The organism is Brevibacillus sp. IT-7CA2 (genome assembly GCF_949767855.1).
Classification (GTDB): Bacteria; Bacillota; Bacilli; order Brevibacillales; family Brevibacillaceae; genus Brevibacillus.
Genome location: NZ_CATKQT010000051.1, coordinates 21,298 through 35,952 on the forward strand (window position 1 = coordinate 21,298; position 14,655 = coordinate 35,952).

17 protein-coding genes are annotated in these 14,655 nt (G+C 48.2%); 5 read left to right on the plus strand and 12 right to left on the minus strand.

Translation table 11 applies throughout. From position 1 onward, the window contains the following. Positions 1 to 23: 23 nt before the first annotated feature. The 3 genes from ACM6JA_RS23670 to codY form a co-directional block, all read right to left on the minus strand. A complete protein-coding gene (locus ACM6JA_RS23670) occupies positions 24 to 902 on the minus strand; it encodes a MurR/RpiR family transcriptional regulator (RefSeq protein WP_414854345.1) in 879 nt (292 codons plus the stop codon). Beyond that, positions 903 to 2,396 (minus strand): M81 family metallopeptidase, encoded by a 1,494-nt coding sequence (locus ACM6JA_RS23675; RefSeq protein WP_414854346.1) that lies wholly within the window; start codon positions 2,394 to 2,396, stop codon positions 903 to 905. A gap of 205 nt (positions 2,397 to 2,601) precedes the next feature. Beyond that, positions 2,602 to 3,378 carry a GTP-sensing pleiotropic transcriptional regulator CodY gene (gene codY, locus ACM6JA_RS23680; RefSeq protein WP_414854347.1) on the minus strand — a complete coding sequence of 259 codons (777 nt, stop codon included), beginning with the start codon at positions 3,376 to 3,378 and terminating at the stop codon, positions 2,602 to 2,604. A 188-nt stretch (positions 3,379 to 3,566) separates the two neighbouring features. Between codY and yjcZ the strand changes: the two genes are divergently transcribed. Further along, positions 3,567 to 3,656 (plus strand): sporulation protein YjcZ, encoded by a 90-nt coding sequence (gene yjcZ, locus ACM6JA_RS23685; protein WP_007720887.1) that lies wholly within the window; start codon positions 3,567 to 3,569, stop codon positions 3,654 to 3,656. Positions 3,657 to 3,726: 70 nt separating this feature from the next. Here the strand turns inward: yjcZ and ACM6JA_RS23690 are convergent, their stop codons facing one another. The 5 genes from ACM6JA_RS23690 to ACM6JA_RS23710 all read right to left on the minus strand — a co-directional run bounded on the left by ACM6JA_RS23690 (position 3,727) and on the right by ACM6JA_RS23710 (position 5,930). Continuing rightward, positions 3,727 to 4,503, minus strand: a complete 777-nt coding sequence (locus tag ACM6JA_RS23690; protein WP_409174944.1) for a sporulation protein — start codon at positions 4,501 to 4,503, stop codon at positions 3,727 to 3,729. A gap of 56 nt (positions 4,504 to 4,559) precedes the next feature. Further along, positions 4,560 to 5,039 (minus strand): hypothetical protein, encoded by a 480-nt coding sequence (locus ACM6JA_RS23695; RefSeq protein ID WP_414854348.1) that lies wholly within the window; start codon positions 5,037 to 5,039, stop codon positions 4,560 to 4,562. A 62-nt stretch (positions 5,040 to 5,101) separates the two neighbouring features. Beyond that, positions 5,102 to 5,413 carry a YtrH family sporulation protein gene (locus tag ACM6JA_RS23700; RefSeq protein WP_007720892.1) on the minus strand — a complete coding sequence of 104 codons (312 nt, stop codon included), beginning with the start codon at positions 5,411 to 5,413 and terminating at the stop codon, positions 5,102 to 5,104. 132 nt (positions 5,414 to 5,545) lie between these two features. After that, on the minus strand, positions 5,546 to 5,770 hold the full coding sequence (locus ACM6JA_RS23705; protein ID WP_007720895.1) for a hypothetical protein: 225 nt from the start codon (positions 5,768 to 5,770) through the stop codon (positions 5,546 to 5,548). A 1-nt stretch (position 5,771) separates the two neighbouring features. Continuing rightward, complete coding sequence (locus ACM6JA_RS23710; protein WP_238543277.1) at positions 5,772 to 5,930, minus strand: hypothetical protein; 159 nt, start codon at positions 5,928 to 5,930, stop codon at positions 5,772 to 5,774. Positions 5,931 to 6,102: 172 nt separating this feature from the next. Here ACM6JA_RS23710 and ACM6JA_RS23715 point away from each other — a divergent pair, with 172 nt between their 5' ends. Together ACM6JA_RS23715 and ACM6JA_RS23720 are read left to right on the plus strand one after the other, a co-directional pair. After that, positions 6,103 to 7,350 (plus strand): MFS transporter, encoded by a 1,248-nt coding sequence (locus tag ACM6JA_RS23715; protein WP_414854349.1) that lies wholly within the window; start codon positions 6,103 to 6,105, stop codon positions 7,348 to 7,350. Positions 7,351 to 7,514: 164 nt separating this feature from the next. After that, on the plus strand, positions 7,515 to 7,652 hold the full coding sequence (locus tag ACM6JA_RS23720) for a hypothetical protein (protein ID WP_414854350.1): 138 nt from the start codon (positions 7,515 to 7,517) through the stop codon (positions 7,650 to 7,652). A 74-nt stretch (positions 7,653 to 7,726) separates the two neighbouring features. On the opposite strand, the gene ACM6JA_RS23725 is transcribed toward ACM6JA_RS23720, so the two are convergent. Together ACM6JA_RS23725 and ACM6JA_RS23730 are read right to left on the minus strand one after the other, a co-directional pair. Continuing rightward, entirely contained in the window at positions 7,727 to 8,242 is a 516-nt protein-coding gene (locus ACM6JA_RS23725; protein ID WP_414854351.1) for a hypothetical protein, read from the minus strand. Positions 8,243 to 8,283: 41 nt separating this feature from the next. Further along, positions 8,284 to 9,363 (minus strand): M42 family metallopeptidase, encoded by a 1,080-nt coding sequence (locus tag ACM6JA_RS23730; protein ID WP_414854352.1) that lies wholly within the window; start codon positions 9,361 to 9,363, stop codon positions 8,284 to 8,286. Positions 9,364 to 9,516: 153 nt separating this feature from the next. On the opposite strand from ACM6JA_RS23730, the gene ACM6JA_RS23735 reads away from it, so the two are divergent. After that, complete coding sequence (locus ACM6JA_RS23735; protein ID WP_414854353.1) at positions 9,517 to 10,356, plus strand: GNAT family N-acetyltransferase; 840 nt, start codon at positions 9,517 to 9,519, stop codon at positions 10,354 to 10,356. A gap of 78 nt (positions 10,357 to 10,434) precedes the next feature. Continuing rightward, positions 10,435 to 11,736, plus strand: coding sequence for an NAD(P)/FAD-dependent oxidoreductase (locus ACM6JA_RS23740; RefSeq protein WP_414854354.1), 1,302 nt, complete (start codon positions 10,435 to 10,437; stop codon positions 11,734 to 11,736). A gap of 233 nt (positions 11,737 to 11,969) precedes the next feature. Here ACM6JA_RS23740 and ACM6JA_RS23745 read toward each other — a convergent pair whose 3' ends face one another. Next, complete coding sequence (locus ACM6JA_RS23745) at positions 11,970 to 12,179, minus strand: hypothetical protein (protein ID WP_007720915.1); 210 nt, start codon at positions 12,177 to 12,179, stop codon at positions 11,970 to 11,972. After that, positions 12,176 to 14,626 carry a septation ring formation regulator EzrA gene (locus tag ACM6JA_RS23750; protein ID WP_414854355.1) on the minus strand — a complete coding sequence of 817 codons (2,451 nt, stop codon included), beginning with the start codon at positions 14,624 to 14,626 and terminating at the stop codon, positions 12,176 to 12,178. The genes ACM6JA_RS23745 and ACM6JA_RS23750 overlap by 4 nt, the downstream gene beginning before the upstream one ends. Positions 14,627 to 14,655 lie beyond the last annotated feature (29 nt).

Consider the following 14,655-nt stretch of genomic DNA (forward strand, 5'->3'; position numbering starts at 1 on the left):
CCCATCCCCCTTATCAGTTGCCGTTACACTTCTGTCCCTTCCGCAAACGGGTATATTTGTCGACTTGTCTCTTCGTATTCTTTCAGTCTTTGTTGTACCTGTTCCCCATCGGCCTGAACCACGCCACTGATCAAAATATTCAGCATGGAAAAGATCGCCGTCATTCCTTTTAAGGCGGTAGGAGCAGGTGCGCTGACTTTCAAAATTTGGTCGGCTACCGGCCCAATCGGAGATAGCTCATCGTCTGTAATCCCGATGATTTTGGCGCCTCTCTCTTTGGCTGCTTTTGCAAATAGGATGGTTTCACTCGTATAGCGGGGGAAGGAGAGAGCGATCACGAGCCACTCCTGATTGATCTGGGTCAACAGATAATTGACGTCATCAACTGGCCCGTTGTACAGATGCGCGTTTCCTCTGACGACATTCAGTGTAAAGGCGAGCCAATGGGCCGGAGCATAGGAGCTGCGAAACCCTACGACGAGAATGTGTTTGGCTGCCATTATACTAGAAACCGCTTGCAAAAGATGGTCCTTTTGCAGCTCCCCTAACGTTTGCCGAATATACGCTACATCCTGCTCCATGTTATAAGAAATCAGGTCTTGTTTCCCCTTCATCTCCACAGCTGCTGTACGAAAACTGCGGATGGCATCAGCTTTTGGTACTTTTTCCAATAAGGAGCTGCGAATCTCGTTTTGCAATTCGCTGTACCCGGAGTAGGCGAGAGCGTAAGATAGTCGGATGATCGTGGTTTCGCTTGTGCCGCTCAAAGCCCCGACAACTTTGGCTGGTTGCAGTGCAACGGTCTTCGGCTCGGCGAGAATGTATTTGGCTGCGAGTTTTTGTTGGTTGGTCAATTCCGGATAATGCTTGCGGATGCGCTCCTGTACGGATTCCATGATCATCTACTTCCTTGTCAATTGATGTAGGTTCCACTCGGTGGCTGGATCTAACGGATAAATCGGACGAATGGCGCGCTCGTATTTGAAGAAGCGGAAGTTGAGCGTCGTCAATCCCGGCGAATCGACGGTAATGACGCGTGCGCTGATCGGTTCGAATGATGCCCGGAAATGTGTGCTTGATTTCAAGGCCACGATCTTGTATTTGGTCACGTCAATTCCGTGCAACAGAAAAATTTGCTCATCCAGCACTTGCGATTTCACGGAGCAAACCAAGACGTCAACCCCGTCGATTTGCAAGCGAACGGATTTGCCAAAATTCTCATGACCCCCTTGCCCCATCGGTGTCGTCGCAATGAATTTTCCATCTGTCAAAGCTTTGACATAGGCTGTTACTTCAAGTGGTTCTCCATGCAAGTAGTCTGTCTTTCCACCCAGTGATAGTTGTATGGTAGCGCCTACTCCAGCCTGATGGGCAATCTGGACCACTTCAGGATCGTAAATAAAACCAAAACATGCATTTGTCAGCTGGGCTTCCAGCATTGCCCGCAGTAAATGCGTTCCGTCTCCAGGTGTGCCTCCGCCTGGATTATCTGAGGTCTCATTGATTACAATCGGCATCCCTTCCGTTTCCAGTGCCATTGCAATACCCTCGGCAGGAGCAGGCATGTTCAGCTCGAATTCATCCCGCTTTTCCCAAATCAGACTGGCTACATCCTCGCTCACTTTTTTGGCGAGCTCCTGATCGTTATTCGTAACACTCAAAACAGAGACGCCCAGCTCAGGAATGTCCGTATACGGAAATCCGTGGAAGAATGCACAGTCGATGACGCCTTCTTCCTTTTCCCACGCCCAGCAGGCTTCGTTTATTTCGCGTGCAGGGGAATGATGAGTAGCTGATGTCGGAATCAATAGTGGCAGTCGGGTCAAATGCATGGTCGGCTTAATCCCTTCCGTAACCATCTTGTGCGCCAGATCGATCGCTTCAATTCCGCGTTCATAGCAATCCACATGCGGGTAGAGGTGGACACCCAGGAGGGCATCGGCTTCATCTACCATTTTTTGTGTCATGTTTGCGTGGAGGTCGAGCGTAACTATTAAGGGAATGTCATAACCGACCACCTGACGCACTGACGCCAGAATGTCGCCTTCCAGGTCATCCATTCCTTCTACGACCCCCGCTCCGTGAAGCCCTAGACAAATGGCATCTGCACCTTCTGTCGCAGCAATTGTGTCAAGAAGCTCCTTTTTAATCCGGTCATACGCTTCTCGCAAAATCGTCCCCGCTGGATACGTAAAGGTGAGAAAGGTCGGCAGTAGCTCGATGCCCAGCTCTTCGGCGCGATCCACCATCCCACCAGGAAAGTTGCGAACGCCCCGATTGCGATTCACAATCGTTTCATGATAATCCCACTCATAGCTTTGAAACATCTCGAGCGTCGTGGGCACATTGGAAAACGTATTCGTTTCATGCGCAATCCCACCAATAATCACCTTCATTCTTAGACCCTCCATTCGATTTTGAAGTATGAACTTTAAGTTTTTGAATTTTTTGAAGTTTAAACCTTTGTGGACATTATAAAGGGAGGAAAATCATTTATTCAATCGCTAAATTATGAACGTTTTATCGATTCTGCTATACTTGTTGATTCATAAATAAAAGCCCTCCCTGTACAGGGAGAGCTTCTGGGTAGCTCGTGCCATTTTATGAGGTTTTCCATTTCGCCAATTCAGATGGGAACTTGTCATTCAGCACTTTGATATATGTACCCTTCATCCCTAACGAACGGGATTCCAGCACACCCGCACTTGCCAGCTTGCGAAGAGCGTTCACGATGACAGAACGTGTCAGACCTGCTTGATCTGCCAGTTGACTAGCTACCAGCAAGCCTTCGCGTGCATCCAATTGCTCCATAATTTTTTCAATCGCGATCTGTTCACTGTAGGACAACGAAGAGAGTGCGATTTTGGCAAATGTTTTGTCACGCACTTCATTTTCAATTTGTTCTGTGCGCTGACGAACGATTTTCATACCGATCACGGTAGCACCGATCTCGCCCAAAATCAGATCCTCTGTTTCAAACTGACCGTAAGCACGCAGCAGGACTAGTGTGCCAAGACGGCTTCCCCCTGCATTTATTGGAACAATCGTCGTCATCATTTGCGGGAAGATCGAATTCAACTCTTTTGGAACCAGGCTGTACGGACTGGTAATCGGCTCGTTTGCCAAGGTTTGTGTAACTTCCAGCAGCTTTTGATGTACACCTTGCTGCAGTTGCGTGGATGAACGTCCTTCTTCATGCAGGGAAATTTCCTGATTCATTCCACTTCCCAGGATCGAGCCATCTGCGGTAATGATGTAAACATTTGCAGAAATTACTTCAGATAAAAGTCTTGCGAGATCTTGGAAGCCTACTCCGCTACCACCCATTGTTTTTTGAAGCATCACATTAATTTTTCTCGTTTTTTCTAACAAATTCATAATAATATCCTCCTCTGGATTCTTCATGCTCACAGTATTGTCAGAAAAATCCAGCCCTATACATGCAAATCGAAAAATTAAAAAGAGAGTTGTGTACAGGAATTTAGGTAGAAGCCTCGACACCGATTCATAGATCAATGACTATTCTATAGGGAATTGACTACATCTTGCTGGTGGGAGGAAAATCGATGAGCTTGTTTAACGGCGGCTTTAATGGGATTGCGCTAATTCTCGTCTTGTTCGTTCTGTTGACTATCGTAGGCGTTGGCGATGATTAAGACCTCCATAAAGAAAAAAGGCTGACAGAGTGGTCACTTTCACTCCGTCAGGCCTTTTTTGTATCATTCTCTAGCGAAGCTGCTGCTTAATGAGCGCTTCAATTGCTTCTGCAATGACATGCGTATGTTTGTTCACATCTGCATTCGTTAAGCGGAAACGGATATAGCGTTCATCGAGATTAAACGCTTCTTCAAAAGCTCCCATAAAGCCTCGCGCACGTTTATCCAGTTCCAATAAAACTTCCAATTCGCCATCGCGAAGGTAGAAGACTACTTCGAGCTCCTCCAATTGGCTACGGTATGGCCCTGTTGGACGGAATTCAAATTCCTGTACAAACGGATGATTGCGACCAAGGTGGCGATTGTATTCGCAGTCTACCTTATACAGCTGGAATCCGATCTGTTGAACAGCATCCAACACTTTGGACATTAACGGATGTGGGCGAACCTCAATGAAATCGGAATCCCCCGGGTCAATCGCATTTTTAATATCGAGACCTGTCCGTAGGTAAACGGGTTGACGCCCCATCGTCAATGGCGTCTCATACGGTAATTGAAAAGCGAATGGCAGAACGGTTTCTTCTTTCGGTTTCAATTGTACCCGCTCAGACAGACGATATTTTACAAGTGTGCATTCTTCCTTCGTCTTAGAGTCGTTGATTTCTCTTTCATAGTGTGTGACGACATACATGTAGATTTCGTCGATTTCCTGGGCGACATCTCCTCCCTTGATATGGACCTCACCTCTGACCATATCTCCGGGAATGAGTGAATCCTGCTCAAGACGTGCATCTACTTGCGCAGAGCCAATACCTACACTAGCCAATAATTTTTTGAACATGGACATGTGTTCGCCTCTCCTTTATACCGACCCAGACCTACATGATCTGGCTATCAGATATTCTATATTGAAATATACGGCGGAAGAAATAGAAAGTTTCGCGCAATCTTTTGCCAAACATCATCGGGTATAACGTCCGCTGTCACGAACACATGCAACGTTCTACTGATTACGACTGTTTTGATTCGTACCTCCACTGTCGTTCGATCAGACAAAATGTATTCGCGGCGTCGCAGCATTTCATGCAAGACCTGATGGACCTCCGCAACCTGCTCAACCTTTTTCCCTTTTAACGAAGCGAGATCCTTTTCCACGCGATCAACTACTTGTACCACAATGGTGGCATGAAGTGGCTGCTTCTGATCCGCAGTGAGTACAGAAGCGCGTACGTCTTCGATGACGGTCTCTTGCTTTTTGCGATAGACCCGCTGATTTTGCTTCAGCTCCAGATTTTCCTCGTACAGTTTTTTGTTTTGCAGCTCCAAGCTTTTTTTGATCAGCATCATCTGTTCCATTTCGCGTCCGTATGTAAATAAAATCATGGTACCCCCCAACACGCACCCCATGAGCAAAAGAGCGAGGTAACGTTTCCAAAGAATCACCTTCATGAGCGCACCTGTACCAGCCAATGCACACAGATCGTTCCGATATGGGCACCCAAGAATGCGACGACGATCATCACAAGCTGTTTAAAGACAGGTGTCAAATTTCCCATCAGTATTTTTTCAATCTGCAAAAACGAATCAAAAGTTCCGCCCAATGCCCCAACCAATCCCCATATTTTGAGCTGGTCAGCTAATTGGGCCATGGATAACAGCGGAGGCTTTTCTGTGAGAAATGCGCCCACCCCACCTGAAAGAGCACCGCCAACCACAATGCCATAAGCCACGAAAAACGTCAAAATGACTTGTGCCATGTTGTGCTTCATCCTTTCTTCGAACAAGCAGCATATGCTTATCCCTACGCTCGTCATCCCGGTTTTATAACAGGACTCGTCAACGTTCCAAATAAAAAGCGGCATGCTCTATTTGGCAGCATGCCGGATCGGTCAGCGTCGGTTCCTTCTCCATTTCTTCAGTTTCTTTTCAATGCGCGGCGAGTTCATGATCATGAGATCTGTAAACAAGTTGACCATTTTCGGATTGCGCAGCATCTGGTTAAAAACCTCTGGATTTTGCTTGAACCATTGCTCATTGGCCTTTATCCATTTCTTGAAAGCGTCGTTTGATTTGTAATAGTGATTCAATTGCCTAACCGGCCGATATCCACTCATCTTAATCTATCCCTTCGTCAAAAAATATAACGAGGAGAAAAACGATCACGATGATCCAGATGATCACTTCGAAACCTTCCTCGTTGAAGAAACCAAATCCTCTCACGTCAGATCCCCCCTTCATCCTGCCGCGCTCCTCGCACCATTCCATATCGCCCATGGTACCTTTCCCTATAGGTATATGTGGTTCCACACTTGTTGGATTGGACACTTGCCTGCCTTCATATCGATTTTGTGTGCTGGCCTACTTTGGGTTTGTGAAAAACGACTAGACGTTTTTCATAAAACAGGATGAGCATACTAGAGAGGAATGAATCAAAGAGGAGACGAACATGACAGCCTCTACTGGATCTCTGTTACGCAACAAGCCTTACTTGCTGTTACTGACAGTCGTCTTTTTCATGCACATGGCCTCTTATCTGGTCATTCCCGTCTTCCCAGTCTTTTTGCAAAAGGTACGGATTCTTTCTCTCTCCCAAGTCGGCATCATTTTGGCAGCGGGAAGCATCACATACCAAATCGGAAGCTTGGCAGGCGGCTTGATGTCAGATCGCTGGGGCAAACGCTCCATCCTAGCCTTGGGGGCATTCCTTCAAGGTTGTGCCATGGCAGGCTATCACTTCAGCCATTCCTATGGTCTCTTCTTGTTATTCTCCTCTGTCAACGGTTTGGGTCTTGGCCTGCTCGCTCCTACCATTAAAGCCATGATCGCGGATGAAGTGGATGAGAGCCAAAGAACCGCTGCCTTCTCATGGAGAGGGATACTCGCTCATAGCGGGATCATTGTCGCAGGCTTGATCATTACGTGGATGACTGCGGGTGGGAAACAACCGTTTCTCGTAGCTGCCATTGTTTACGGAGCACTTGCTGTCTTTTCCCGCTTCATCCTTCCCGATGATCGCTGTGTGGGAGCTGATTGTAAGCAAACGCCGATCAAGGAGTATCGTCACATCTTGACCCATCGCAGCTTTCTGCTTTTTTCCGTGATCTCGCTCTTAATCTGGGCGGTCTACGCTCAATTCGCCATGATCCTGCCGCTGCGGGGAGAGCATGTCCTGCATTCTGCTACGATGATTGGTCTCCTTTGGACGATCAACTCGCTCAGTGTCGTCATCTTGCAAGGGGTCATCTCACGCTTTGTACTACAGCGCATCAATCCGTACTTGTCTGTCACGATGGGAACGATCTTGTTGGGTGCAGGGCTTACACTCATGGGTTGGGCGAACCACTTCCTCACACTGTGCGGGGCAGCGATTCTTTTCATTTTGGGTGAGATGCTGTTTATGCCGATGCTGGACAGTCTCGTCACTCATTTCGCAAAGGAAGAATCGCTGGGAGCGTACTTTGGCTTTTCCAATTTCGTATCTGGTCTTGGGACGGCTCTTGGGACGGGATTGGGTGGAGCGATGGTTGAAAAGCTAGGGGGAGTCGGCAGCAAATATCCGTGGATTGGCTATGGAGTGATTACGCTGTTTTTGGCGGCCATTCTTGGTCTGTTTGCCGTATATGCAATTCCTCGCCACAAAAACGCTGTACCTGACTCGCCCTTAAAAAATCGCAGAAAGGAAGGCGCCACATGAACATAGAGGAACAAACACAGCATCAACCCGAAAAACAAATGGAAGTGCTTAGGCGAGTGCCGCTTACCTCCCTATTCATCCAATTGGAGGACCATGTATCCTCCCGCATTCGTCAAAAAACAAATTCGCCTTGGCAACCATGGCTCTGAGAAAGGGGTAGTTATATGACCAAGCAAAACAAAGATTCCTCTATACAGCAAAATCGACCAGACGAGCGCAATCGCCAGCCCAAAAGCGTTCAAAACGATGCACCGGGATATGGTGACAAAAAACTGGAGGGGCCAAATCGTCCTTCCACCTAACCCTCAGGCAATCAATAAAAAAGTCATTTTGCGCCTCATGCAAGGGCAAAATGACTTTTTTCGTTTCATTTCATTTACGCAATCGGTACGAGCTTGTACGGCAAGCTAAATGCTTCCAATCTGTCCAAAAATGCTTGGCGAGACTTTTCATCAGGCACAATCAGTTGGAGATAGCGTGTGAAATAAAACACGATGCGATCTTCTTTGCCCTCTTTCAAGCGATAGTGTGACAGCTGTGCGATGTCCGTCAGGTTGTAGAAGTATTCATAGCGCTCCTGTGTAAAAGGCGCTTGAAAGGTCCGGCTGACGACTACATCATTGCTCAGATTTTCCCGCATGTTCTCTTTTGTTGCCCCGAGAAAACGAAGCAGCTCCCCGGCACGCTTCGCCCCGACCTTTTCCACCAGTATGCTGTCGTTGTACTCCACTTCCAGATCGGTCAAGTTGTTAGAAACGGCTGCAAGCATTGCCATCAACACCTTGCGCACTGCCAGATTCTCCGTAGCGAATTGATTGTCAAACACATTAAATTCAAAGGACGTAGCTTCGCCCTGACGCCGTGTATACAATATGATCCCGTTCAAAAGCACTCCCCCACTTTCTCTTTCCTCGAGGATATTCTCCAGACCATTTATCTAGGCAAAATGGATTCCCACGTCGCACGGTCCAGCTTGCGAATGACACTGAACAGCAGACGCTTGGCTGCCTCGTAATCCTCGCGATCAATGATCGAAGCATGGCTGTGAATGTAACGGGAAGGAATTCCAATTACGGCAGACGGCACTCCCTTGCCATGGTACTGAACGACACCTGCATCCGTCCCGCCTTTTGCCACATAAATCTGGTACGGAATGTTCTCTTCTTCGCACGTGGAGATAAGAAGCTCACGCAATCCTACCGGCATGACGTACATCGGATCGTAGATGCGCATCAAAAGTCCACCGCCGAGCTTGCCGCCGTCATCTTTTACACCTGGTATGTCTGTGGCTGGACTCGCATCCAAGGCCAAGAACAAATCCGGATCGATGGACGCAGCGGCAGTTTTCGCGCCGCGCTGTCCGGACAATTCTTCCTGTACAGTGGCCCCGACGAAGACGACATTCGGATGATCGGGTTTTTCGTGCAGCTCTTTTGCGAGCTCCACAGCCAAACTGCAACCATAGCGATTATCCCATGCTTTAGCCATGATGCGGCGCGGATTGGCCATGACCTGCAACGGGCAAACCGGAACGATTTGCTGGCCAGCCCTTATCCCTACCTGTTCTGCTTCCTCACGTGAATCCACGCCGATATCAATGTACATGTTGCGTACATCCATCGGTCGATTGCGCTGATCGTCGCTCAAGACATGCGGCGGGATCGAGCTGATTACGCCTTCGACTGGTCCATTGTCCGTAATAATTTGTACACGTTGCGCAAGCAGGACCTGCCCCCACCAGCCTCCCAATGTCTGAAATGAAATAAATCCTTTATCAGAAATTCGAGTGACCATGAAACCCACTTCGTCCATGTGACCCGCTACCATAATTTTCGGACCGTTCTCGTCACCACGCATAACGCCAAAAATACTGCCCAAATTGTCGTACATGAGTTCACTCGTATAGCTGCTTATGTATTCCCGCATAATCTCGCGTACCGGACCTTCGAAGCCAGGCGCTCCTGGTGCCTGCGTCAAACGGTTCCACAGTTCAACTTGAAATTTATTTTCCATCGCCAAAAATCCTCCTCGACCCTAGTTTCATGCCTATTATCCTTCTCTATTATCAGCGAGAGAGAATTCAGACGCAACTACTCCCAAGCAGGAATGCAAGAGCTTGTCCCGAATGAAGAAAAAAACACGAATCGTTTGAGGGGGAAAAAGTAGATGGCAATCATGTTACGAAAGTTGGCCGAATTCAGTGAGATTGAGCAATTAGAAGCAATGGAGGGGAAAATATGGGACCCTTCTAGTGCTATTCCCCACCATATGACACTCACCATGCAAAAGTTTGGCGGTCTGTTTTTAGGGGCATTCGATGGCGAGGAAATGATCGGCTTTTTGTACAGCTTCCCGGGCTTCACCAACGGAGAACCCCATCTTTGTTCGCACATGCTCGGCTTTTTGCCAGAGTATCGCAAGCAAGGGTTAGGTGTACAAATGAAATGGCTGCAAAAAGATGAAGCGGCAGCTGCGGGCTATTCCAAAATCACATGGACGTACGATCCGCTTGAGACTGTAAACGGTGTTCTGAACATCGCCAAGCTGGGAGGTATCGTTCGAACTTATTTGCCAAACTGCTACGGACAGCTTGATGACGACTTCAATCGTGGACTGCCGACAGACCGTTTCCTCGTGGAATGGTTTATCGGAAGCGATCGTGTGGAATCACGTCAGGCAGGGAAGAACTCTACTCCCTCTATTGAACAGGCGCCAGACCTGTTGCGTCTAGAAATCAAGGATGGTATCCCACATCCCATCGAAATAGATTTGTCACGCGAAGAGCCCATGGTGTTGCTCCCTGTCCCTGCCTTCTTCCAGGATGTAAAACGAGCAGATATGAGCGTCGCTTCCTTGTGGAGAGAGATGACGTGCGACTTGTTCACGGCTTATTTTGCCAAAGGATATGTCGTCACGAATATCCTCCGTGGCCAATCCACCGTTCGCTACGTCTTAGAAAAGCAGCCGTTGACTGATATTTTAGGTGCCTCGTCCTCTCTATCCTAGCTAGAATTGCGCGACGGGTGGGCGGTATGTGGTAAAATGAGTGTTGCCCAACCCTACACAACAAAGGACGAGAATGAAATGAATCGATCACAATACAATTATGACGTTATCATCATTGGCGGCGGCCCCTCTGGGCTGATGTCTGCTATTGCTGCTTCTGGCCAAGGAGCAAGAGTTTGTCTCGTGGAAAAAGGCTCGAAGCTCGGACGCAAGCTCATCATATCTGGCGGCGGTCGCTGTAATGTAACCAATGCCAAGGAACAAGATGAATTAATCAAACAAATGCCAGGAAATGGCCGCTTTATGTACAGCGCTCTCACCCAATTCGGCAACCGAGAGATTATCCAGTTTTTTGAGGAGATGGGTGTCGCATTAAAAGAAGAGGATCGGGGCCGTATGTTTCCCGTCACAGATAAAGCAGTGACAGTTGCCCAGGCGTTGATTGATTTATTAAAGCGCCGAGGTGCCGCCCTCCATTTAAATGCCGCTGTAAAAGATGTTCTCTATTCGGAAGGGAGAGTCGGTGGTATCATGCTTCAGTCCGGTGAGAAAATCACCGCGCCTTGTGTGATTATTGCTGTCGGAGGCTGTTCTGTACCACAGACAGGGTCTACAGGCGATGGTTATGCATGGGCGAAAGCAGCCGGGCACACGATTACAGAGCTGTATCCTACTGAAGTACCGCTTACAGCCAATGACTCTTTCATTCGCGATAAATCAATTCAGGGTCTGTCGCTGCGTGACATCACGATGACCCTGTATGCGCCCAATGGGAAAAAGATCAACACCCAAGAAGGCGATATGATCTTCACTCATTTCGGAATATCAGGCCCCGCCTCCCTGCGCATGGGGCACTATGTCTCTGTGTCGCAACGAAAATATGGAGCGGTTCCTCTATCTCTGACGATCGATCTCATGCCTGACAGAACGACCGATGAAATCACGGCGGAAAGCTGGCAGCTGATTGAGGAGCAGCCAAAAAAGGCAGTTAAAAATGCAATCAAAGGCTTCCTCCCCGAACGGATTATCCCACTCTTGCTTTCGTTGGCAGGAATTTCGGAAGAAACGACCTACAGCCATATGAAAAAACAAGAGTGGAGCAAGTTCACGAGCTTGATCAAAGCTTTTCCACTCACGATTACGGGCACGCTCTCCCTTGAGGAAGCGTTCATTACAGGTGGCGGCGTGAGCGTGAAAGAGATCGATCCACGCTCGATGAGATCCAAGCTCATGGATGGGTTGTATTTTGCTGGCGAGGTCATGGACGTCCACGCCCATACTGGTGGCTACAACATCACCATCGCCTTTTCATCCGGCTATTCCGCGGGTACGCATAGTGCGCAGGAAGCATTTGAATTTTTTTACGAGAATGACGTTTAGATCAAGAAGGATTGGGGAAACTATGAATCAGGTTCTCTTTTCATGAAAAGAGAAATCAGCACATTACTCCCCCCTAGTTGTAATGTGCTGGTTTAACAGACCTTACTCCCTTTATCTTCCTAGATGGGGCATCGCCTGCGTGAGCGATGCTTCTTTTTTTTGCCCAACAAAAAGCACCTGCTACTAAAGAAGGCAAGTCCATCTTTTGATAGCAGGTGCTTTTCGTTATTGGTTTATCCGACAAGGCGGAACAAATACGCAAATCCAGCGAACAAAAAGGCTAAGCCCAACAGAAAAAACGTGTTGGCGCGCTGCTTGACGCGCTTTTCGTCTCCTTGAAAATAGGCGTTCATTCGCGATTGCCAACGTTTTGTCCGCGGCTGTACCATGACGAGAATGCCAGCTGCCAGTAAGAAGAGAGGAAAGACCATCATGGGACTCATCCCTTTTTCTTACGGCGGAGAAGCCAACGGTTGTCCTCTTCGGCTGGTGCGCCTTCAATTACCAGACGGGCCTCTTCGGCAAGTTGATAGGCTTCTGCGAAAGCCAGTTGGCGAAATGATATCTCTGCCTTCGTCAACAACTCATTAACCTGGCGATTTTGGCGGCGATAACGGTTTGTATACTGAATGGCACCCTCTGCCATCTGACAAGTTGTGATAATCCGTTCTGCCATCCGCTCTGTTTCGCCGACCAAATCACTCGCGTCCTGAACCAGCATGGCCACCTCTTCCAGATCATAGCGGTATTGCTCCATGATCGTTTGCACGCGGCCCAACGTTTGCACGACTTCTTCAAACATGTATTTCAATTGATCCGGAATCCCCGGCAAGTAGCTGCGCTTGATTTGCTGACGGACGCGGACTAATGTGTTCGAAATTCTCTCCAATTCATCCAGCGCATCGTCTTCCGTTTCGATGACCAAATACGTTTGCTCTTCTTCTTCCGGAATCATCTCTTCCTGTTCAGGCTGATTCTTCGGCATGACCAGTTCATACTCTTCTTCTTCTTCGTAAGCAGGCTCCTCAGCTTTGACTGCTGAAGCAGGCTTTTGTGCTTTTTTATTGAAAAGCTGAGGAATGGCTTGCAACAAAACGGAACGTTCAGCTTCACTCAGCTCTGAGGATTTTCCTCGCACCGTTCGCTCTTCTTCCACTTTCGTCTGCTGGATATGAGCCGGCTTTTCAGGCTCTGCTTCGCTGGTAGAATACTCGGTCTCGCTAGCAGGAGTCGGCTCAGGTATACGAATCTCCCGCTCCACAGGCGCGGATGTCGCAGCTACTTGCTGTAGCGAATCATCCTGTTCCACCTCTCCTACTTCTGCTTTCTTTTCTACCTGCACAAATTCTGTTTCATCTTTGCCTTGATTCACTTCTGCTTGCGGTTCCGCTTCTGCATATACCGTCGCGGCTACTTCATCACGAGCAAGAACGCCATCTTCTATTGCTTGATACGTCGCATCAAGGAGCACTTCGAACGCTTTGACATGGGTCAACACCATTTCCAGGCTGCCCTCTTCCAAAGCGCTTTTCGCGGACATGACCAATTGCTTCGCCTGCAAGAGGGCATTGTCCAAGGAATCCTGCTTTAAATCAAAGCCGTCACGAACGGCTTGCTCAATTCCATCTTCCAGATGCTTGAATTCTTCCGGCATTTCTTTTTTCACGCGTTGCACAAGCTTTGGAATGAGCTCCATCGCTTGTCCCACCTGCTCCAGTACTTGCTGAGCTTTTTGTGTGGTTTCATACGCCGCAATGTCGTCCCCTGCCGCCCGCGCAGTTTTTACGAGTTTTCGCATCGTGTCTACTTCATCGAGCGACGCTTTCAGCTCATGGAAAGACAATCCGTACTCCAGACGCAAATCGGACAAGCGTCGTTCCATCTGCTCCACTTGCTTTCCAATCTCAGGAACAACAACCTTGTTTTCTTGCTTGGTAACTGCCACTTTGGAAGTGTCTGTTTTTAGCTCATTCAGCTCTTCCTCAATTTTTGAAATGGCCTCTCTCGCCTCATTCAGCATGCCAAGTGCCAATGTAAAACGGAAGCGATCGCAAGCCTCTTCCGCATCGAGAATCATCATTTCCACATCAGGGATGCGAATACGCAACAGATTTTCTTTTTTGTCAGCCAAGTGGTGGTAACGTACTTCTGTCATGCCGCTGGAACGGCGAAGCGGTTTTTCCACCTCGATGACATTGATCTTCTCTACGAGCTCTTCCTTCCAATCCTCTACATCGTCTACTTGAGCAAAAATAGCACGGCGTCTGATCATCGCGTAAATCAAGCCGATCGATAGTCCAGCAAATACAGCCCCAACCAGATAGATCCACCATGGAATGCCTCCGAGTGCGCTACTGCTTTCGCTCTCTTCAGCTTTACTAGCGTCGGTCGCACCCGGTTTTGCTGTTGCTTGCTTGTTTTCAATGCGGCTAAGCTCTTGGTTTACTTCCGCAATTAACGTCTGAATCCCGGTCAAATACTGCTTTTGTGTACGGAATGGTTCATAGAAAGACGCGATCTTGTCATGCAGCAATGCCATCGTGGCACCTTTTGCCTGCAAATTAGGACCAGCATAAATCCCCAACTGCTCGGTGTTCATGTCGAGTACGATCATTATTGCATCGTCGGCTAAATTGTAATTGTCGAACAGCTTTTGCGCGTAGATATCCGGAGATTCTGCTTCCGGTGCAGTGCTTTCCACGACCACGACTTTGTAGCTGCCCGGTATGCCGTTCAATGAATTTGCAAAGGTCGTCCTATCTTCTTTTTTCAAATAGTTGTCAGCGTCCTGAACAACTTCGTCTTTTTTATCTGGAAACGGCGTCGCATAAGCCGGATTCGTATATAACAACATGCCTGCCAAGCAGAGCATGAATAGTTTTCGTTTCACTTGTCATACATCCCCTTACTAGAATCATT